The organism is Segetibacter sp. 3557_3, assembly GCF_004354985.1.
In the GTDB taxonomy this organism is placed as follows: Bacteria; Bacteroidota; Bacteroidia; order Chitinophagales; family Chitinophagaceae; genus Segetibacter.
Genome location: NZ_SMSK01000002.1, coordinates 313,820 through 333,950, shown reverse-complemented (window position 1 = coordinate 333,950; position 20,131 = coordinate 313,820). Strand labels below are relative to the sequence as shown.

16 protein-coding genes are annotated in these 20,131 nt (G+C 45.2%); 10 read left to right on the top strand and 6 right to left on the bottom strand.

What is annotated here, in order from left to right; translation table 11 throughout:
* Window positions 1-60 precede the first annotated feature (60 nt).
* The 3 genes from queG to EXU57_RS05720 all read left to right on the top strand — a co-directional run bounded on the left by queG (window position 61) and on the right by EXU57_RS05720 (window position 3,183).
* On the top strand, window positions 61-978 hold the full coding sequence (queG, locus tag EXU57_RS05730) for a tRNA epoxyqueuosine(34) reductase QueG (protein ID WP_243745522.1): 918 nt from the start codon (window positions 61-63) through the stop codon (window positions 976-978).
* Window positions 979-1,326: 348 nt separating this feature from the next.
* On the top strand, window positions 1,327-1,506 hold the full coding sequence (locus tag EXU57_RS05725) for a hypothetical protein (RefSeq protein ID WP_133267218.1): 180 nt from the start codon (window positions 1,327-1,329) through the stop codon (window positions 1,504-1,506).
* Between the two features lie 384 nt (window positions 1,507-1,890).
* Window positions 1,891-3,183: an OmpA family protein gene (locus EXU57_RS05720; protein ID WP_165958041.1), complete on the top strand. Its 1,293-nt coding sequence runs from the start codon at window positions 1,891-1,893 to the stop codon at window positions 3,181-3,183.
* 355 nt (window positions 3,184-3,538) lie between these two features.
* Here EXU57_RS05720 and EXU57_RS05715 read toward each other — a convergent pair whose 3' ends face one another.
* Genes EXU57_RS05715 through EXU57_RS05700 form a run of 4 tightly spaced genes read right to left on the bottom strand, consistent with a single transcriptional unit; the run spans window position 3,539 to window position 7,394 of the window.
* Window positions 3,539-4,111, bottom strand: coding sequence for a hypothetical protein (locus EXU57_RS05715; RefSeq protein WP_133267216.1), 573 nt, complete (start codon window positions 4,109-4,111; stop codon window positions 3,539-3,541).
* 7 nt (window positions 4,112-4,118) lie between these two features.
* A complete protein-coding gene (locus EXU57_RS05710; protein ID WP_133267215.1) occupies window positions 4,119-5,372 on the bottom strand; it encodes an LVIVD repeat-containing protein in 1,254 nt (417 codons plus the stop codon).
* Between the two features lie 23 nt (window positions 5,373-5,395).
* Window positions 5,396-6,847, bottom strand: a complete 1,452-nt coding sequence (locus EXU57_RS05705; protein WP_133267214.1) for a porin family protein — start codon at window positions 6,845-6,847, stop codon at window positions 5,396-5,398.
* Window positions 6,837-7,394 (bottom strand): RNA polymerase sigma factor, encoded by a 558-nt coding sequence (locus EXU57_RS05700; RefSeq protein ID WP_133267213.1) that lies wholly within the window; start codon window positions 7,392-7,394, stop codon window positions 6,837-6,839. Before EXU57_RS05700 ends, EXU57_RS05705 begins: the two co-directional genes overlap by 11 nt.
* A 781-nt stretch (window positions 7,395-8,175) precedes the next feature.
* On the opposite strand from EXU57_RS05700, the gene EXU57_RS05695 reads away from it, so the two are divergent.
* The 6 genes from EXU57_RS05695 (at window position 8,176) to EXU57_RS05670 (ending at window position 16,599) form a co-directional block, all read left to right on the top strand.
* Window positions 8,176-11,313 carry a SusC/RagA family TonB-linked outer membrane protein gene (locus tag EXU57_RS05695; protein WP_133267212.1) on the top strand — a complete coding sequence of 1,046 codons (3,138 nt, stop codon included), beginning with the start codon at window positions 8,176-8,178 and terminating at the stop codon, window positions 11,311-11,313.
* A gap of 20 nt (window positions 11,314-11,333) precedes the next feature.
* Window positions 11,334-12,641, top strand: coding sequence for a RagB/SusD family nutrient uptake outer membrane protein (locus EXU57_RS05690; RefSeq protein ID WP_133267211.1), 1,308 nt, complete (start codon window positions 11,334-11,336; stop codon window positions 12,639-12,641).
* A gap of 176 nt (window positions 12,642-12,817) precedes the next feature.
* Window positions 12,818-13,345, top strand: coding sequence for a hypothetical protein (locus EXU57_RS05685; protein WP_133267210.1), 528 nt, complete (start codon window positions 12,818-12,820; stop codon window positions 13,343-13,345).
* Window positions 13,346-13,527: 182 nt separating this feature from the next.
* A complete protein-coding gene (locus tag EXU57_RS05680) occupies window positions 13,528-14,301 on the top strand; it encodes an oxygenase MpaB family protein (protein WP_133267209.1) in 774 nt (257 codons plus the stop codon).
* 207 nt (window positions 14,302-14,508) lie between these two features.
* Window positions 14,509-16,182, top strand: a complete 1,674-nt coding sequence (locus EXU57_RS05675) for a DNA polymerase/3'-5' exonuclease PolX (RefSeq protein WP_133267208.1) — start codon at window positions 14,509-14,511, stop codon at window positions 16,180-16,182.
* 210 nt (window positions 16,183-16,392) lie between these two features.
* Window positions 16,393-16,599, top strand: coding sequence for a hypothetical protein (locus EXU57_RS05670; protein WP_133267207.1), 207 nt, complete (start codon window positions 16,393-16,395; stop codon window positions 16,597-16,599).
* Window positions 16,600-16,683: 84 nt separating this feature from the next.
* Here the strand turns inward: EXU57_RS05670 and EXU57_RS05665 are convergent, their stop codons facing one another.
* Both EXU57_RS05665 and EXU57_RS05660 read right to left on the bottom strand, forming a co-directional pair.
* The gene (locus EXU57_RS05665) at window positions 16,684-17,565 is read right to left on the bottom strand and encodes a flagellar motor protein MotB (protein ID WP_133267206.1); all 882 of its coding nucleotides are present in this window, start codon (window positions 17,563-17,565) and stop codon (window positions 16,684-16,686) included.
* Window positions 17,566-18,032: 467 nt separating this feature from the next.
* The gene (locus EXU57_RS05660; protein ID WP_243745521.1) at window positions 18,033-18,806 is read right to left on the bottom strand and encodes a DUF481 domain-containing protein; all 774 of its coding nucleotides are present in this window, start codon (window positions 18,804-18,806) and stop codon (window positions 18,033-18,035) included.
* A gap of 293 nt (window positions 18,807-19,099) precedes the next feature.
* Between EXU57_RS05660 and EXU57_RS05655 the strand changes: the two genes are divergently transcribed.
* Complete coding sequence (locus tag EXU57_RS05655; protein WP_133267205.1) at window positions 19,100-20,068, top strand: DUF5996 family protein; 969 nt, start codon at window positions 19,100-19,102, stop codon at window positions 20,066-20,068.
* Window positions 20,069-20,131: the final 63 nt, after the last annotated feature.

The window sequence follows — 20,131 nt, the reverse complement described above, 5'->3', positions numbered from 1 at the left end:
AAAAGTGCGTAATGATATTATAAGAGAAATATACTTTATAAGGTAAACCAGTAAAGGTTGGTGCAACATTATACCATAATCGTCAAAAAACTTTCAAAAGAACTGGGCTTTAGCTATTGTGGAATAGCTAAGGCAGCATTTCTGGACGATGATGCGCGCCGGCTGGAAAAATGGCTGATGAATGGAATGCATGGCAAAATGCAGTACATGGAGAATTATTTCGACCTGCGGGTTGACCCAACCAGGATTGTACCGGGCGCCAAAAGCGTAATTACCTTATTAATCAATTATTTTCCTGAACAGCAACAATCGCCTGCTGCTCCAAAGATTGCAAAATATGCATATGGTAAAGACTACCACGAAGTAATCCGGGAGAAGCTCCGGGACTTTATGGTTAGGCTGCAGTCGGAAGTTGGCGAAATCAATGGAAGGGGTTTTGTTGACAGTGCGCCGGTATTGGAACGAAGCTGGGCTGTTAGAAGTGGGCTTGGCTGGATTGGCAAAAACGGCAACCTGCTAAATAAACAATCGGGTTCGTTTTTCTTTATTGCAACTTTAATTGTCGACCTGGAACTTGAGTATGATGATCCCTTTGCAAAAGATTTCTGCGGAAGTTGTACGCGCTGTATTGATGCTTGCCCCACCGGTGCGATACAGGAAAACAAAGTGGTTAATGGCAGCAAATGCATCAGCTATTTTACCATAGAACTTAAAGACGCTATTATTCCTGAAGAAATGAAGGGAAAGTTCAACGACTGGATGTTTGGCTGCGACGTATGCCAGGACGTATGCCCATGGAACCGGTTCAGTAGTCCAAACAGCAACCTGGAGTTTGCCCCAATTCCGGCTATCCTAAACTTTAATAAGCAGGATTGGGAAGACCTGACCGAAGAGTCTTTTAAGGCCGTTTTCAAAAACTCACCACTAAAGCGAAGTAAATATGCCGGCATAAGACGGAACCTTAAATTTATTGAGTAATTGAGGCTTTAATGCTGGACAGTTGCGCGAGCCCTCAGCTATACTGCAGCAATGCTAACGAGCATCTTTCGGGATCGTAAATTGACATTCACTTATACTTTGACTCTTGTTTAACCAACCCAAGTTGTGGCGTGCAAGAGCGACATTTGGTGATATTTTGTTCCTCATCTTTATACAGTTTGCGATCTTGTACATCAATAGCAGTACCCGACTGCGCATACTGCATCTCGCTAGTTTCAAACTTTTAGTCTTTACCCCTTGCCTTTTAGAGTTGTATTTCTTGTTCACATGTTTATGTGATTGTCTCAGCAACGGAATACAGGTATTTTTGGTATTGACAACTGCATTATGAAACAGCTTTATAAATCAATCGCACTTCTACCGTGTTTGGTACTGACAATTCACACCAACTCAACTGTGGTATGCCGGCAAAAGCCAAAGCAATTTCACAAACAGGTACAAACAACAGAAGTAAAGGAATACTTCGACGCTAAAACCTGGGTAATCAGCAATCATTTTTACCTCTGATATACATAACACACACTAAGCAACAACTATATCCGATAGAATCAAGCTAATAAGCTGTCTTAAACAAGGCAGTTTTTTTTTTTGCTATCCCACACCCCTAATCACAGCGATGCTCCCGCTCCCAACAAACGACGAATAACTGCCGGATTCACTGTGAGGTAAGAACTAAGTTATTGCAGCTATTACAATTGTGTTCAACCAGTCGCGATCAATTTCACATATAAATGTGATTGCCACTGGACAGCCCCAAATCTATTTTTGTGATAGTTATTGCTGATGCACAATTTAGTAATCAAATGCTTTAACGGGTTTAAATGCAGGCTGTATTCGAAGCTCCAAACCTTTAACCCTAACAATCACTATCAAAGAAACCAAACGAATAACATGAAGAAAATTCTGGTTGCAGCCTTTATCTGCACAATGCCATTTACCATGCAAGCTCAATTGAAAGGAATGCTTGAGCGTGCCAAATACAAAGCCAATCAAAGACTCAACAGTAAGGCCGACGAAGCCATCGACAAAGCCCTTGACCAGGCAGAAGGAAAAAATCAGCCCAAGCCAACTGCAAAAGAAGAGTCGTCCACAAAAGCAGTTGAGACAGAAGAAAAAACCAAAGCAGAGCCAGCAGGCATAAAGGCATATTCCAAATTCGACTTTGTACCAGGTGAAAAGGTATTGTACACCGAAGACTTTGCCCAGGATGTTGTAGGCGAGCTACCTGTTAACTGGAACTCGAGTGGTAAAGGTGAAGTAATGACGATAGAAAATAAAGAGGGTAAATGGCTACGCATCTTCCAGGGCAATACCTATCTCACCGGTAATACAAAAAGCCTTGGTGAAAATTACACCGCAGAATTTGATATGATTTATTATTTCAAACCAAAGCTTAGCGGCTACCTGCTTCCGAGTTTTACGTTTGGTATATTTAGTTCCGCAACAGATGAACCAGCCGACAATAAATTTCTTCAAGAGCACACCCGATATAACTCCGTAGAGGTAGACATACACCCTGGCAGCAATGCAGGTGCAGCTTTACAAAGTTATAAGTTGAGGCAGCACCAGTTTTCCAGCGCACGTTTACCACTTGATAACTACACGGATGCATTTAACAAGGTTGTTCACTTTGCGGTACAGGTACAAAAAACACGCTTCAGACTTTGGGTAAACGATACAAAGGTGTTCGACATTCCACGAGCTGTAAACATCGGCGACACCATGAACCAGCTTGTATTTAAAATGGAAGGATCAAATTACAAAGACGAAGAGGTTGGTTTGTTTCTCAAAAACATCAAACTCGCAACAGGTGTACCCGACACACGCCATAAGCTAATCGAAGAAGGCAAGTTTAGCACAACAGGAATATTATTTGATTTTCAAAGTGCGGTAATTAAGCCAGAGTCGTATGGTGTAGTAAAAGAGATCTCAGGTGTGCTAAAAGAAAATGCAGGTGTTAAAATAAAAGTGATTGGTCACACCAGCAACGATGGCGATGCAAACGCAAACCTCGAGCTATCTAAACAGCGTGCAGCTGCAGTAAAAGACTTACTGGTTAAAGAATTTGGAATAGAAGAAGCGCGGTTACAAACCGATGGCAAAGGTGCTTCGCAACCGGTTGCGGATAACAAAACAAAAGAAGGAAAAGCACAAAACAGGCGGGTTGAATTTGTAAAGTTGTAACGTGAACTAATGGATTAAAAAGTAAGGTAGACCTTACAGGGTTTCAACGGGAGCGTACAATATTTCAGTCCCCTCTTGTATGTCGTTCTTTTGATCCATTAACATACCATCGGCTCCATAGCGAAGTTGCGGTACAAGAGTGCGACGCCCGTCCGAACAATGTTCCTCCGGGCGGGCAACGATGCTTCATAAGTGTTATAGTAGCCGGGTCCAAACGAATAGCTTCTCAAATGATTTACCGATACCATGTAAAGCTTAGCATTCAACATAAATAAAAGCAAAATCACTCCATATATATCCCCTCTCTTCTCTCCCTTAAAAAACAAAAGCCGGCGCAAAAAACGCCGGCTCTTTTTTATATTCTAAATCCAAACTTAACCGCCCATCGTCGGTAAACACTTGTACGTTCTTCGCGTGTTTCTACAGGTATAAAACGAATTGGCACAAAGCGGTTGCTTATGATATCATCCTTTATTCTTTTGTAGCTGTAACCTATGCTGAACAAAACATCCCATTGTCGTTTCACCGGCAGGTAATAGCCAACTCCACCTTCATAAAACAGTCCCGCTTTCGACTCGGGGAAACCTTGCATTTCGTCCTGGATATGGTTTAACCATTGGAAGTTAACACCTGCATCAGCATATACGAAAGGCTTACTTCCGTTTTGTTTAAAATGGTGACGAATATCTAAAAAAAGCGGCACCGATCTTTGTCCATAAAAGTCTATTCCTGTTCCTATTCCTGCTTGCCACTTGTTTAGCCTTACGCCATTGATGGTTTGTATAGTAGACGACTCACGGCCGCCCACCAGCAAACCAACCTGGTTTATTGATGCAAACGTTAATTTAGCCGGTTGCTTTTGCAACTGCGATATGGCAGGCAATATCAATAGACATAATGCACACGTGCCTGTTATGCGATTAAACATGATTAGTTTATTGATAGGTGATTTTACTGAGAAGCTTGAGGTTGGTTGGCATGGTGTAGCTGTATTGGTATAAACCGTCTTTTGCTACAACGATTGCCCGCCCGTTTTGCGTAATTACATCATAGGTGTCGATGCCTGATATGGTTTGCGCAAGTTTAAGTGAGTTGATATCCGTAGCATCAAAAACCTTTAGGCCAGCACTACCATCACATATGATCAGCACGTTGCCATCTTTCGATAAGCCAAATGGATTATGAAGGCTATAGCTTTTCACGAGTTTCGGACTCATCAGGTTTTGAATGTTAACAACATCAAGTTGATTGGTAAAGCCGCCGCAGGTGTTGCCTGAACGAAGTGTTACAAATGCATAATTGTCTTCGGCAATTACCGGATCACAGGTTCTGGCGTGTGTAAACGCACCCAGCGAATTCGGCTGTGCGGGATTGCTCGTGCCATAGATAAACATACCGGTAGTTGACCCAATGAACAGGTTGTTCTTAAAAGGAAAAATGGTTTCGATGCCCCAGGTGAGGTTAACCTTGCTGGAGAATACGGGCTCCTGCGGCTGCGAGATATTAAACGAGTTTAAAACATTGTCGGTAACGGTATACAGGTAGTTGTTTAAGATTGTAAAGCGCGCCATAGAACCACCTACACCTTGGGTGGCAGGAGCTGCACTTGCCGAGGAGAATGAGCTATTCATGGCAAGCATATCAAAACGCCCGCTACGCCATGTGCGCGCTCCGCAATCAACGGTTACCATGGTGTCTTTTGCCACCCAGTCTACAATGATCTTAGCAGTGTCGGAAATAAATCCGTTCGAATAGCGGCGAAATGGAAAAGCGTCGTCAATGATCTTTTTAACTACTACCTGTTGCGGGTTGCTGATATCGAGCGTAACCATGTCGGTATAAAGATCGGCATACAACGTATTACCCTTTACAGCAAGGTCCATATTACCCGGAATGTCGATGAAGTATTTATTTACAGGTGCTGCAGGATTACTGTTGTCAATGATGTGAATGCCCTTATCTACTTCGTTTAAAAAGATGTAATTGCCAAATACAAACAACTTACCCGGTATTTTAATGTCGCGTGCACCATTGCTTTTGATATTCGACCGAACTTCGCCTGAGGTTTTATAAACAGGATAATAGAGCGTGTATTTTTGGGTACAGGTATCCTTGAGGCAGCCCGGCAGTATACTAGCGAACAGCACAACTGCAAAGCAGCATTTTAGCTGGTAAAAAATCTTTTTCATACGTTGTAAATTGAGTTTTGTATTTAAAATGATAAGCCTGTTCTTATGCCAACAAAAAATAGATGCTCCTTTGTATTTGCCGCCGCACGCGTCAGGTTCAACAAGCCATAACGCATTACAGGTCCCATATTTAGCTGTATCGACTTGCCCGTAATTACAGGGTAATCAAGACCGGCCTGGAACATGAGCTGAAACTTTCTGAATTGCTCGTCTTCACGATAATAAGTCCGTTGCGTACGGTTGTAGTAAATGGCTTTTGAGCCAATCAGGTAAGCCGGGCTAATTCCCATAGCCAGTTGCAGCGGCCTTTCAGCATTGCGGTTCACCCGGTATAAAAGATCTACCGGCATGGATAATAAATGATATTGGTTGCCTACCGTGGTGGATCGTCCCGGGCGGTAATACGAATACACGGTGGTAGAATTGTTAAAAGAAAAGTCGCTGACATTTGCAATCGAGTCTTTACGATCGCCAACTGTTGTGCTTACGGCGTAATAATGATAGTTAAGTCCGGCACCAATGCTCCATCGCTTTGAGAGCGCCTTTTCAAAAGAAACCCCGATGCCACCGGAGATTTTTGCGCGGTATTGAAGTGGTTGCACTACGGCCGGAGCTGCATTACCGGAACTTGCGCCGGGCGATAACATGTCTTGCCGGAATGATTGCCCGCTGATAAGCCTGATGTTGTTTACATTATCACTGGCGCCGGCGTAAACGTCGATTCTCTTTTTCCAGCCGGCCGTTTTTGAGTTTTTGCTGGCAGCGCCCGGCTTTGTAGCATGTGTTATGGTAAGGCTATCATTTGTTGGTAATGGCTTAACGGGTGTGTTTGAACTAATATCAGCTGAATTGTTTACCAGGGTTGTGTCTGTGCTAACGGCCGGTTCAGTGGTATTCACTTTGTCGGCTGGCTTAGGTTCAACAGTATTTCGGGGCTGATCCCCTGTTACACGTTGATCGCTTCTGTTACGGGCCTGGTTGAATGCCATCGTGCCCTCCTGCCCAATCGGTGCTGACAAAGCTTTGTTTGATGTAGTTCCCGGGCCTCCATTAGCCCTATTGCGGGTTGTGGCCAACATTCTATGATCATCTGCATACGATTTACCGGGGTGAATTGCATTAGCAGGAGCTTCATCCTTGAGAGCTTGCTGTTGCGTGTTGCGCGGGGCCGATACACTGCTTGAGGGCTGGGCTTCTTGTGGGTTTAAGGTGGAGGAATCAGGTTCTTGATTGTTGTTGGCAAGTACTGGTGTTTGCTGGGCCTGGTTTGTCCCTTTCCCGCTGCTCAGGTATTGCCATAATCCCGCACCTGCAGTTACCAGGAGTAGTCCGGAAAGAAACCAGATAAAAAACCGACGCTTTCTTTTTTCCTTTCCTATTCTTGCAGCAACGTGCTGCCATACAGCCTCGCCCGGAACAACCTCGAAGTGCTCCATCCCGGCCTGTACCCGTTTTTCAAAGTCATTAGTTTGCATAAACCCTGTTTTTATTACCTGCAGTATTGTTGATCCAGCTGATCAGTAAGTTTCTTGCACGCATATATTGCGAGCGCGAAGTATTCTCACTGATCCCCAGCATTGCACCAATCTCCACATGGGTATATCCTTCTACTGCATATAAGTTAAAAATGGTTTGATAGCCTGTTGGCAACTGGCGAATGAGTTCCGCCAGTTCTTTTACGTTCAGCTGCGTTTCGGTATCATTGTGCGCAACCACATGCAGGTCTGTTTTATCATAGAGTAAATCGTTCTGGTATCTTTTGCTTTGCTTCAGGTAGTTAAGTGCGGTGTTTACCATAATTTTCCTGATCCACGCACCGAGTTCCGCCTCTCTTTTATATTGGTGCAAGAACCGGAAAACCTTCACAAAGCCATCCTGCAAAATATCTTCAGCGTCCTGGGTGCTCTTGGTATACCTATAGCATACCCCCAGCATCAAGGGAGCAAACGTTTCGTAAAGTTCACGTTGCGCTTTGGGCTTTCCTTTTAAACAGTCCTTTACAAGTTGATAATGATCGGCCATAATTAGCGTTCGGGAAGTTTGACATTGGAATATTTGCTTCCGTTGCTCGTCGGGCCAAATTTTTTCGATTGAACAGTGGCAGGTTTTGCGTTGAGCTAATGGGATCCGGTATTTAATACCAGCAATTAAAGGTACACCTGCTGCAGCGGCATTGCAGGCGGGCGGCAGCTTGTGCTTACTAAGGTTTTTTTTGGACCCGGCAGTATAGCGCTATTTGGCTTTGCTTGCGTCGCACTCTTGTACCGGTGTACGCAACGCACCATAAATAGTGATCGGGATCTTATGGAGTACAATACAAAACCAACCCGTGTTAACCCAACGCTATCTTACATAAGTTCTCCAACAACCTGCACTTAAAGCCTGGGCAGCAAGGCAGGCAACAGGGTTCAATCGCACTCGTTGGCGAGCTACTACCGCCAGCTCTCAACTAAAAATTCGAATGATAAGTCTTGCCAAAACAGGCGCCTACTTTCTCCCCCGTTTTTCCGGGCGGCAATACCCGGCTGGTCAAGATTTATTTATTACCTCAAAAGTGCATGCAGCCAAACCATCAGGTGTATGGTCTATACCTCATTCATCCTGTGAATAGACAGCCGGCGCCTGTTCGACCGCAATACAAAGCCCTTCTACCTTTTAGCAAGAGGGCATATTCCGGCATTACCAAACCTTGCAAACCGCTGGTTCATGCATTCATCAAAATGCCACGGACCTCCTTGTAAAAAACACTACATTAGGAGGCTCTTTCAATATGTCGATCACCCTAAACCTAAACGCTTCAATTATGAGCAAACCCAAAACAACCCGGTGGAAGCTGCCATTATTAGCTTTCCTCCTCCTTGCTTCCATTAACACGGTTGTCGCCCAGGCCATTATTGCCGGAAAGATTACGGACGACAAAAGCAACCCCATAACAGGGGCAACAGTGCTGGTTAAAAACACCACAACTGGAACCACATCTACAGCCGATGGTAGCTACCAGCTAACTGCCAGCTTAAAAAACGGAACATACACCATCCAGTTTTCATCGGTTGGTTACAAATTGCAGGAAAAAACAGTTACCATTACCGGTGCTCAACGCTATACCGTAGATATGGTTTTGCCTGAAGATATCACAGGCCTCGACGAAGTGGTTGTAACCGGAACATCAGCCGGAACCACCCGCCGCCAGCTCGGTAGTTACATCAGCACGGTAAAGGCAGAGGACCTTACAAAAGGTGCAACAGGCAATGTACTGGCTGCACTGCAGGGCAAAACAGCCGGTGCGCAGATCATTCAAAACTCGGGCGATCCTGCAGGTGGCATGTCGGTACGCCTTCGCGGCATCAGCTCCATTTCATCTTCGTCGGAGCCACTTTATATTGTGGATGGTGTAATCGTTAATAATGCCACCAACCGGGTTACCAACACGCAGAATACCTACGACGGTAACAACTTTATCGGCACGGTAGGGCAAAACCGGCTGGTTGATATCAACCCTGCCGACATCGAGCGGGTGGAAGTGCTCAATGGTGCTGCTGCTGCTGCGGTATATGGCAGTCGGGCAAACGCAGGTGTGGTTCAGATCTTCACAAAACGGGGTGTTAGTGGGGCTCCTATCCTGAGCTTTTCAACGGGGCTAATGGTAAGCAGCCTTCGGAAGAAGCTGGATGTAAACCAATCACCAACTAAATTCGGTCCCCCTACACTTACGCAGGATGTTATTGCCACCGGAAGAAAAGAGGTAAGCCCCGGTGTATTTGCCGACACACTGGCAACATTGTTAACGCCTACAAACCGTTACGACTACCAGGATTATATATTCAGAACGGCACTGGGTACGGATAACAACCTTTCCGTTTCCGGGGGCACCGAAAAAACCAGGTATTTCGCTTCCGCATCGTTTTTCAAAAACCAGGGCATCATTCGAAACGCAGATTTTCAGCGCTATAGCTTCAGGGTAAATGTTGACCAAACCCTAAGTAGCTGGGCAACTTTTAACCTTGGACTTAATTACGTAAACAGCACCGCAAATGAAAAGCCCGACGGCAACTCATTTTTTTCGCCAATGAACTCGGTTACCATCATTGGCAACATTCACGACATTTTTGCAAGAGACGCTAATGGTAACCTTTTGGCTGTTGGCGAACGTGGTCGTGCAAACCCCGTATCGGTAATTGAAGATTTTAAGCAAAGGCAAAATACGAGCAGGATAATCACCAATGCCGGGCTAAAGCTTAAGCCTTTTAAAAACTTTACGGTTGATTATACCATGGGCATCGACAATTATTCGCAAGTTGGAACTACCCTATTACCCCCGTATAGCTACAACGTTGGGGATGGATTTTTTGGTGGCGGCATCTCGCTCGACGCATCGAGGAACGGTTATGCAAGTATAGGCAACAATAACTTTTTTGCCATCAACCACGATGTGAATGCAACCTACAATGCCGACCTGTTTAGGGGATTGTCTTCGACCAGCCAGGTGGGCTTCTCGCAGCAGTACGAAAAAAATAATTATACCCTTTTCCAGGGACGGGGGCTTGCGCCGCTTGTGGAAACGGTTAACGCGGCAGCTACAATTTTACCCGGCGCTGATGAAAGAAGTGAGTTGAGCATCTCCGGTGTATTTGCACAACAAAATTTCAAATACCGCAACCAGCTTTTTCTAACGGGTGCAGCACGGGTAGACGGATCAAGTGTGTTTGGCGAGAACCAACGCAGCCAAACCTATCTGAAAGCAAGCGCGAGTTATGTGATTTCAGGAGCCGATTTCTGGAACAACATAGATGTTAGCAGTTGGTGGGACCTGCTGAAGTTTCGGGTAGCGTATGGGGAAAGCGGTAACCTTACCGGTATCGGTCCTTACGCCCGCTTTAACACTTATTCACCTGCTGCTTATCTCGGAAAAAGCGCACTAAGCGGAAGTTCTATTCTTGCAAATCCGAACATCAAGCCAGAGCGCCAGAACGAGATTGAGTTTGGTACCGACATGTCGTTTTTCAAGAACAGGCTTACGTTCACAATGAACGTATACAACAAGAAAGTTACTGACCTGCTGATCAACCGGGTGTACGCACCTACGACCGGCTACAGCAACTTCCTTAATAATTTTGGATCTTTAACCAACAAAGGCTTTGAAATTGTACTAGGCTTAACACCGGTGCAAAACGACAACCTCACATGGAACATCAACGCCATCTATAACCGGAACAGAAATACCGCGGTAAACATCGGCCAGGCACTAACCTTGTTTAGTACCAATGCCGGCGCACCCATTGCCATTCTCGAAGGCCAACCCATCGGCGTGTTCTACGGAACTTATTTCGCAAGGGATGCTGCGGGTGGAGAAGTTAAAACACCGTCGGGATTACTGCAAACCGAAAGGGGCCAGCAGGTCGGTCCTTTAGCTGTTTTGCCAGGCAGGGATCCGGTAACCGGTTTGCCAACCGGAAGTGTTCTCCGGAAAATCATTGGCAACCCCAACCCCGATTTCACCGGCAGCCTTGTAAACGAGCTTAACTATAAAAAACTCGGTTTACGGGTTCAACTTGACGCCGTGCAGGGGGTTGATGTTTTTAATGCAGACTGGCGTACCCGCCAGGGCGTAGGTAGCGGAAAAATTGCGGAGCAGGAACAAAGAGGCCAGGTGCCAAGAGGTTATGTGAACAGCGCCTATGCTGTTGAAGAATGGCGCATCGATGATGGATCGTTTGTAAAGCTTCGCGAAGTTTCGCTCAGCTACCAACTCGGCAAGGTGTCGAACGTTTTCAGCAACCTTACCTTGTTGCTCAGCGGTAGAAACCTGGTAAGCTGGGATAATTACAAAGGCTATGATCCCGAAGTAAATGCTGGTGGTCAAAGTACATTGTTGCGCGGTATTGATTTTGGCGCAGTACCCATTCCAAGAACCTTTAGCTTTTCCATCCAAGCAAGATTCTAAACCCTAAAACACCCAGAAAAATGATTTTCAGCAACATTAAAAATATAGGACGTTGTATCGCCATCTCCCTAGTGATTGGCACAACAGGCTGTAGTAAAGATTACAAAAACCCTAACGCAGCTCCGGAAGAAGAAGTTTTTACTTCTGCCCGCGGAATGACCTCAGTTGCCATTGGCTTACAGCGAACGTATTCCTTCTCGAGAACCAGTACGGTTTACAATATGGTAACCGCCAATGGCTTTGTCACCAATGAGCTCATCATCTTAAATACCGGCAACCTGCCGGAGGCGCAGCTAAACACAGGTGGTGTTACCGTCGACGGAACAAACACCATTCTTGCAAACATCTGGGCTAACGCAAACAAGATTATCCTTGATGCAAACCGTGTAATTGCTGCTTCAGCAAACCTCGGCGACAAAGGCTATGCAAGCGGGCTGGTTGGTTATGTAACCATCTACAAAGCACTTGCGCTTGGCAGTATGTCGATGTATTGGGAACAGGTACCTGATACGGTTGGAACTAACGTAAGCTTCAATGACAGGATGCAGGGATTTAATCGCGCGATTGCAAGTATTGATGGGGCACTGAGCGCCATCGCCGCTAACCCGATAAGCCCGTCTTTTGCCGGTAATATTCCGGCAGGTACAGATATCCTGAATACATTGCATGCACTAAAAGCAAGGTATGCCCTGTTCAGTGGAAACTATGCGCTTGCACTGGCTGCTGCAAATGCTGTTGACCTTACTAAAAGAAGCACGATGGCTTTTGATGCGGTAAGTATCAATCCCATGTTTGAAACGGTCACTTCTACAAACAACGTTTTGCAACCAGTAGACTCTACTTTCGGGCTTCCGGTAGCTCTACGCCCAACTACCGCTGATAAGCGTGTTCAGTTTTATACCACCATCAATCCTACGATTGCTCCACGGTTTAGAGCAGCAGGCTTTAGTGCGGCTTCTACAACTCCATGGCCCTACTACCTGCCCGGCGAAATGACCCTCATAAAAGCCGAGGCGCTTGTAAGGCAGGCGAACCCCGATCTTGCCAATGCTGTTGTCGAAATCGATAAGATCAGGACGAAAAGAGCAGCCGCCGATCCGTTTGGCATCGGCGCTGATGAAACTGCTTATAGCGGACCGGTAACTGCAGCAGATTTACTCACCGAAATTTATAGCCAGCGGTGTATAGAACTGTTTATGAGTGGCCTGAAGCTGGAAGATATGCGGCGGTTTGCACGACCTACAACAGAAAGAAAAAGGAACTTTTTCCCATATCCGTTTAGGGAAAGAGACAACAATTCCAACACGCCGAAAGATCCTGTTTTTTAACCCGGGTATTCCTAATCGTACATAATCATTGGGCCGTTCTCTAAAAAAGAGCGGCCTTTTTCATTACATATTTTCGATCCCGCAAATTGGGGCAATGTGCTATATTACAGGACTCTCACTTTCCAATTGGCAGCACATGTTGGCATTGTATTTTTATAGATTATTAAAAAATCACTATGAAACTGATTTCAGCATTGGCGGGGGGTCTCGCCGGAGCAGTCGCAATGACGATTGTTCACGAAACAATTAAAAGGTTTGATAAGGATGCTCCCCGTTTAGATCTGTTGGGCATGGAGGCACTTGAAAAAGAGCTTGGCCACGTAAATGAAGCACCTCCATCAGCGAACAAGTTGTTTATGGGAGCCATGACAGGAGACATTGCTGGAAACAGTTTGTACTACAGCCTTGCCGGGTTGGGTAAAGGGGGAACAGATGTTAAAGGGGTTGCGCTGGGTCTTGCTGCAGGGATCGGTGCCATATACCTGCCCGAAAAACTCGGACTGAATAAAAATCATAGTGCAAGAACCGACAAAACAAAAGCACTGACTACGTTATACTACGCTATTGGAGGCTTTGTTGCTTCCGAGGTAATGAAGTTAGTCGACAGGCAATTTACCAAAAAGTCGGCATCACGCGCCATATCGGCGAATGCTCCAGGTTATCTTTCTGACCGGCCGGCCTACGACACCGGATCAGAACTTTAATGTTGTTTCGTCTTTACAGATTGCCGGATTGAAAGCATGTTTTTAACGTCTTCCATTCCGGCATTTCGTTATTTTAGCCATGTCCACCAACACCAATGAATCATCCCAAATGGTGTCCTGCTGGCCGACACGCTGCCGGAACTTTATGATCCCGATTGTACAACCAAAAATCAGCCTTAAGCATGAACTATTTTGTTGAGAAGGGCTCGATCGTTCGGGATATCTGGGGCAAAGGTGACACCATCATTTTCATTTTCGGCGGCGCTGCCGCTGAGTTTGCCCTGAACAAAGCTGTCGACTGGCTTTACTTTACCGGTAAGCTTCCGGCTGATCCGCTTCGCAGGTTACTATCAACAGTGCGTTATGCAAGAGAAATAGTGTTTTCAGAAGAAGACGCTGCTCTTAGGGCTATTGATAAAATCACTAGCATTCATGCTGCAGTCGAAGCTGGCAGAGGTGCGAAAATTCCAGATTGGGCCTACCGGGATGTACTGTTTATGTTGATTCATTATTCAATTGCAGCATATGAACTGCTTGAACGGAAACTAACAGCATCGGAGAAAGAAGAGGTTTTCCAGGTATTTTTTAGAATGGGGCTGCGGATGAATATTCCCGGCCTGCCCACGAATTATCGCGACTGGTTACCCGTACGAAAGGTGCACCTCGAGGAGAATCTTGAGAAGAGCAAGTACAGCATTGACCTCTACCGGCAATACCGCAAACACCTTGGCTTATTCAGGTATAAATTACTGGTTGAGGGACAGAAATTGGTTGTTCCGGAACAGGTCAAAAAACTCTTGAATTTTGGAAATACCTCCATGATCACTCCCCTGCTTTTCACATACAAACTCAGCAGGAAAGTTCACCTGGATAGATTACTTAAGGCTGCTGTTCTTCCACCGGACTATCGAAAAGATATCATGGATTTTGACATTAATCCTGCAGAAAAGGGCTGACAGAAAGCTGCCATATTTTAAATCGTAATTCGATGTCGTTTACTTAAGAATCAGATAAAAAAAGCCGAACAGAATAGCTGCAAGTACAAGTGAGTGACACAACGATGCTCAATAGTTTTCCGAACGCCGGCTCCCAAAAAAAGTTCTTAAGTCAACGACATTGAATCGTAATTGGCAATGCGAGGGTAAAATTTCTACCTTCACGCCATGGATAACGACACCATAGCAGATAAGTTTTCACTTCTGTCGAAACTGATGGAAATTCATGCTGACAACAGCTTCAAAGCAAAATCATACGGGGTGGCTGCCTTTAACATAGAGAAGCTTCCCGTTCAGCTTGCTGAATTACCACAAAATAAAATCTTCTCGTTACCGGGGGTTGGTGAAGCCATAGGCAAAAAGATAATTGAAGTGTTGGAAACGGGGCAGCTTTCTGCCCTGGATAACTACCTCGAAAAAACGCCGCCGGGCATACTCGAAATGCTCCGGATAAAAGGCCTGGGACCCAAAAAGATTTGCACCATCTGGAAAGAACTGGAGGTTGAAACAATTGGTGAATTACTTTATGCCTGTAGCGAAAACAGGCTCCTGCTATACAAAGGATTTGGTGCTAAAACCCAGGCAAACATCAAAGACTCAATAGAGTTCTACCTAAGTAATACCGGCTGCTATCTGTTTGCACAGGTCGAGTCGTATGGGGCGGCATGGGAAGAGAAACTTAAAGACTTGCTCCCGAACAATACTTTCCTACAAACCGGCGAATTCAGAAGACACACCCTCACCATCGACAAATTGCAATGGATCACTGATGCCACACCAAATGAGCTGTTACAGGCTTTTGCTAACGAGATTTATGAAACCAGTATCGAAGCTGATGTGTTTCGGGCAAAAGGTCCTGAAAACGTGCTCCTTGAATTTTTTATTACCCCACAGCAATTACGCTTTACCCGGTTGTTTGAAACGAGCGGCAGTAATGAATTTGTTGCGACATGGAAGAACAGGTTTGGTTGGGATGAACTCAAACAGTTCGACTCAGAAGAGTCCATTTTTACCGAACACGGGGTTGCCTGGGTTGAGCCCTACCTCCGGGAAAAGCCGGCAATTATTGATAAAGCTGCGGCGCAACAGGTACCCGAGGTAATAACCACAGCTGATATCCGGGCGATCATCCATTCGCATAGTGACTGGAGTGATGGTGGAAATACCATTGCACAAATGGCAGAAGCGGCTATTCAAAAGGGCTTTGAATACCTGGTAATCAGTGACCACTCGAAGTCTGCCTTTTACGCGAAAGGTTTATTTCCCGACAGGATAAAGGCGCAGCACCAGCTGATCGACGAACTAAATGAAAAGTATAAAGGCTTCAAAATATTCAAAAGTATAGAATCGGATATTTTAAATGATGGCAGTCTCGATTATGACGATGACATTCTTGCTTCGTTTGACCTTGTTATTACCTCTGTACACTCGAATCTTAAGATGAGCGAGGAAAAAGCGATGACCCGTTTGTTAAAAGCCATCGCCAATCCTTATACAACCATATTGGGTCATATGACCGGAAGGTTACTGCTAAGCCGTCATGGTTACCCTGTGGATCACAAAGCGATTGTGGATGCCTGCGCCGAACACAATGTTGTGATAGAACTGAATGCTCATCCTCGAAGGCTTGATATGGATTGGAACTATATCGATTACGCGCTTGAGAAAGGTGTGCTCATTTCTATTGATCCGGATGCACACGCGGTAGAGGCATTCAGCGATATCCGGTATGGGGTTCTTGCGGCGCAAAAGGGCGGTCTCACAAAGGATCGCAATTTAAGCAGCTTTACGCTGGAGCAGTTTGAGTCATTTCTGCAAGTGCAGCAACAAAAGCGAAAGTAAGTAAGGGTGAGCCCAACGATTATATGCAATTACACCAGCCATTTAAGGGCGCTGGAAACGTTTGGGTTAAAGCTTTACAATAGCTACTGGCTAAGATCTGGTTTGCTGGATGCAAACAGATGCAATAACAATTGATGCATTCCGCCTGGGCTGTTACAAGTAGTTGCATTTGCTGGTTCAATAATTGCAAAACATTTAAAAACAACTTTTATGGATAAGAAAAAAGGATTAGCCGATATGCAGGACGGAGAATTTGTGCTAAACGAAAGCGGCACATCCGTTTCGATAAGCGCAGAAAGTGAAAATGTTGAAACATCAGAGGATATGGAAAGCAAATCTGCAAACGCAGCAGATCAGCAGGAGGAGCATACACTTAAAAGTTCCTCAGGACCTGAAGAAAAGGACATTACTGATTAAGGGTATCGGATGCCGGGCATTCCACGGCACCAACAAAAAAGGCTGCGCAATCTGCGCAGCCTTTTTTGTTTTGGCAAGTCGTGATTAGCCTTGTGGCTTTTCGAGCAATTTGAAGAACTGATCCAACTGCGGCAAAATAACAATTCGGGTGCGGCGGTTTGCTGCCTTACCTGCGGCAGTTTCATTTCCCTGCAAGGGCACGTATTCCGAACGGCCACCGGCAGTCATACGCCTGGGTTCAATCTTATACTGGTTCTGAAGAATTCTTACAATAGCAGTCGCCCGCTTTGCACTCAGGTCCCAGTTGTCTACAATACAGTTGTTTTTAATTGGCACATTATCGGTATGACCTTCTACCAGAAATTCTATGTCTGGCTTGCTATTCAGCACCTGTGCTACTTTTCCTAAGACCGTCTGGGCCTGGTCGGCAACGTCGAAGCTACCGCTTTTAAAGAGCAACTTGTCGGAGATCGAAATGTACACTGCACTTTTCTCCACCTTGATTTCGATATCCGAGTCATTGATATCATTCAGGGCGCCTTTCAGGTTCATCACAAGTGCCATATTGAGCGAGTCTTTTCTCGACATGGCCCGCTGCAAGTCCTGTATATAGTTATCTTTCGATCCGATATTTTCCATCGACTTCTTTATGCTCTCGGCCTGGGTAGTCGACAACACCGAAAGATCCTTCAACTGGTTGATGAAGGTATTGTTGTTCTCCTTCAAGAAAGCAAGCTGTTTATTCAGGTTGTCAATATCTGCCTCATACTGTGCTTTGCGTCGCGCATTTGCAACACTAGCCTCATCAGCGGCCTGCCTGCATTTTTCAAGTTCGCTTTGCGACACTCCATAAGAAGTGTTCAAAGTATTATAACGTTGCTGCTCCTGCAACAGCTTTTTTCGACTTACGCATGATACTGTTGAAAGTGCCATACAGGTCACAATCACCAAGTGAGTTGCTTTCATATGCTTGCTTTTAAGATGATGTTATGTTGCAATGCCCACCGAAAATAAATGGCGGCCTGCATTGCAGCCATTAAAACTCGTAAAGCACGAAAAATTTTACGATTTTTCTGATCGTTGTTCAGAAGTAGTTGCAGGCGACAACATTGTCAACATTTGTGCCTAACAGGGATGTTGCCTTTACAGTTGTACCGCCGGATATTGAATTTAAACCTTCGACTGAACCTTTGTAATTGCTTTTGCTGCATTTAGATTTCTCCGAGTTGTCGAAAACAGAACAAGTCTGCCTGTATGAAAACATGGGATTGGAGTGCAATACTAAGAGGCGGGAAGCGATGATGTTCCGGGTTCAAAGGAAACATCTTTTCAGTGTAACCCGCACTATGCCCATGCTACATATTGCAGCGATCATCTGGGACGAATAATAACAAAGTCAGGCTTGAGAACTAAACCTACCATGTCGGAAAAAACTAGAAGTATTTTTCAGCTGTAAAGCCAAAAGTGAGTAAAAGGTTCTCCCGGTTGGTCCTTTGTATCCGGTTGTAGGTTGACGATGCTGTCAAACTCAGCCAACGGCGTAGCTTAAACGAGAGGCTGTTTACCGAATTGACGATGTAGTCGTTGTTTGCATTCAGCGCATTTTGTAACAGGTTTGTACCATTGAGCACAATTACCTCTTTTACCACGAGACGGTATCGCAACCTGAATGAGTTTCGAAACACCCTGTAACGGTTGTTTGTTGAGTCATTGATTTTGAGATTACTGTTTTCATACAATACCCCGTCACTGATGTTTAGGGCAAAATCAGGTTTGTCAAACACATTATAGGCGGCCCCTAGTCCCGCCTGGTAACGCTCGACTATTTTCAATGAAAAACTTTTGTCGTAGGTAGCAAGGCCCCAGTAATAAAAGTGTGGAAGCGTTTTGTAAAGATTAAAATCAAGTGAAGAAGTAAAGTCGTTGTTTGTAAGGCGGCTCTGTTGTGAACCATAAATCCAACTGGCATTAGCATTTAGCCGAACATCATTTCTGCTGACATTGAAGCGGAATGCATTGGTTAAAACGTAAGAACTTACGTCGTTGGTTTTGTTGATTATGCCAGTAGTAGAGTAGCTGGTGTGGTAAAATGTACTGTCATTGAATTGCGCCTTCAAGCCACTGACTGAAATGATAGAGCTAAGTATTATACAAGTGTATGATTTTCTCATCCGCTGAACAAATGGTAATAAATAGTAATCTGCCAAAGGTAAGCGTTGAACTTTTTATGCTCCTGAGAAATTGACCGCCCCTTGTTACAATTAGTAGATATAGAGCCTCATATACCTGGGTTAAGACGCGTGTAAGGATTTGACTCCCTGAATTAGTTGAATATTGTTAACGTTCTGCTGGACATCGGGACTGCCAAGTGCATGAGCGTTCGACAATGTATAGCTCAAATGCCAGGCATAGGGTTGAAGCCAAACCTCGTGCAGAAGCACCGGAAAGGTGATCAGCGCTATGCAGTATAAACCGAAAGTAAAAGATTGTATATTTCGGCATGACTAATCACCAGGCCTCAACAAAGGGCAAATGGCCCGAACTGAATTATCCCGAGTGGAAAGACACTTTAATAACTGTTCAGCTATGGATGCAAATTGTTGGAAAGATCAGGCTCCAGCAAATGCCATGGATCAATCATTCATGGAATGTTACTTTATATGTGTCAGCAACCGGGTTTACTACCGGAAGCATGCCTTTCGAAAACGGTGTTTTCGAGATATCCTTCGACTTTATTGCGCATCGTTTGTGGATACCGAGCAGTGATGGTGCAGATCAATTCCTGGCGCTATACCCGCGTTCGGTTTCCAGTTTCTATCATGAGCTTTTTGAAAAACTGGCAATACTGGGAATAACAACCAGGATCCATCAAAAACCAAATGAAATGGAAACGGCGATCCCGTTTGCGCAGGATCAGGAACATCAATCGTACGATGGGGAGAAGATAAAAAATTTCTGGCTTGCGATGGTTAAGGTGAATAATGTGTTCAACGTCTTCAGGTCACGCTTTAAAGGAAAGTGTAGTCCTGTGCATCTATTCTGGGGTGCGTTCGACCTTGCTTATACCCGCTTTTCGGGCAGAGAAGCGCCCTTGCACCAGGGTGGTGCGCCCAACATGCCCTTACGTGTAATGCAGGAAGCCTATTCACACGAGGTAAGCAGTTGCGGTTTCTGGCCAGGCAACGATGCTTTTCCGGAAGCGGCATTTTACGCCTACTGTTATCCTACGCCTGCAGATTACCAACACCAACCCGTACAGCCAGAACAAGCATTTTACAGCCCCGAAATGGGTGAATTTTTTCTTACTTATGAAGCAGTAAGGTCTGCCAACAACCCGGAAGAGGTGTTACTGTCCTTTTGCCAGAGCACTTACGAGGCCGCAGCAAAAACAGGTCATTGGGACCGGGACTCACTTGATTGCGACTATGCGTGGCTGAAAGAGAATCATCCCCAGGTACCTGAACAATAATTTTAGGAACTCGCCTTGACCCATTCACCGGCATACCTAAGGCTTTAAGGTTTCCCGGGTAAG

What these genes read in the sequence shown, in the direction of transcription:
- EXU57_RS05725 (WP_133267218.1), top strand. Translation starts at nt 1,327, where the DNA reads ATGAAACAGCTTTATAAATCAATCGCACTTCTACCGTGTTTGGTACTG.
- EXU57_RS05720 (WP_165958041.1), top strand. Translation starts at nt 1,891, where the DNA reads ATGAAGAAAATTCTGGTTGCAGCCTTTATCTGCACAATGCCATTTACC.
- EXU57_RS05715 (WP_133267216.1), bottom strand. Translation starts at nt 4,111, where the DNA reads ATGTTTAATCGCATAACAGGCACGTGTGCATTATGTCTATTGATATTG.
- EXU57_RS05710 (WP_133267215.1), bottom strand. Translation starts at nt 5,372, where the DNA reads ATGAAAAAGATTTTTTACCAGCTAAAATGCTGCTTTGCAGTTGTGCTG.
- EXU57_RS05705 (WP_133267214.1), bottom strand. Translation starts at nt 6,847, where the DNA reads ATGCAAACTAATGACTTTGAAAAACGGGTACAGGCCGGGATGGAGCAC.
- EXU57_RS05700 (WP_133267213.1), bottom strand. Translation starts at nt 7,394, where the DNA reads ATGGCCGATCATTATCAACTTGTAAAGGACTGTTTAAAAGGAAAGCCC.
- EXU57_RS05695 (WP_133267212.1), top strand. Translation starts at nt 8,176, where the DNA reads ATGAGCAAACCCAAAACAACCCGGTGGAAGCTGCCATTATTAGCTTTC.
- EXU57_RS05690 (WP_133267211.1), top strand. Translation starts at nt 11,334, where the DNA reads ATGATTTTCAGCAACATTAAAAATATAGGACGTTGTATCGCCATCTCC.
- EXU57_RS05685 (WP_133267210.1), top strand. Translation starts at nt 12,818, where the DNA reads ATGAAACTGATTTCAGCATTGGCGGGGGGTCTCGCCGGAGCAGTCGCA.
- EXU57_RS05680 (WP_133267209.1), top strand. Translation starts at nt 13,528, where the DNA reads ATGAACTATTTTGTTGAGAAGGGCTCGATCGTTCGGGATATCTGGGGC.
- EXU57_RS05675 (WP_133267208.1), top strand. Translation starts at nt 14,509, where the DNA reads ATGGATAACGACACCATAGCAGATAAGTTTTCACTTCTGTCGAAACTG.
- EXU57_RS05670 (WP_133267207.1), top strand. Translation starts at nt 16,393, where the DNA reads ATGGATAAGAAAAAAGGATTAGCCGATATGCAGGACGGAGAATTTGTG.
- EXU57_RS05665 (WP_133267206.1), bottom strand. Translation starts at nt 17,565, where the DNA reads ATGAAAGCAACTCACTTGGTGATTGTGACCTGTATGGCACTTTCAACA.
- EXU57_RS05655 (WP_133267205.1), top strand. Translation starts at nt 19,100, where the DNA reads ATGACTAATCACCAGGCCTCAACAAAGGGCAAATGGCCCGAACTGAAT.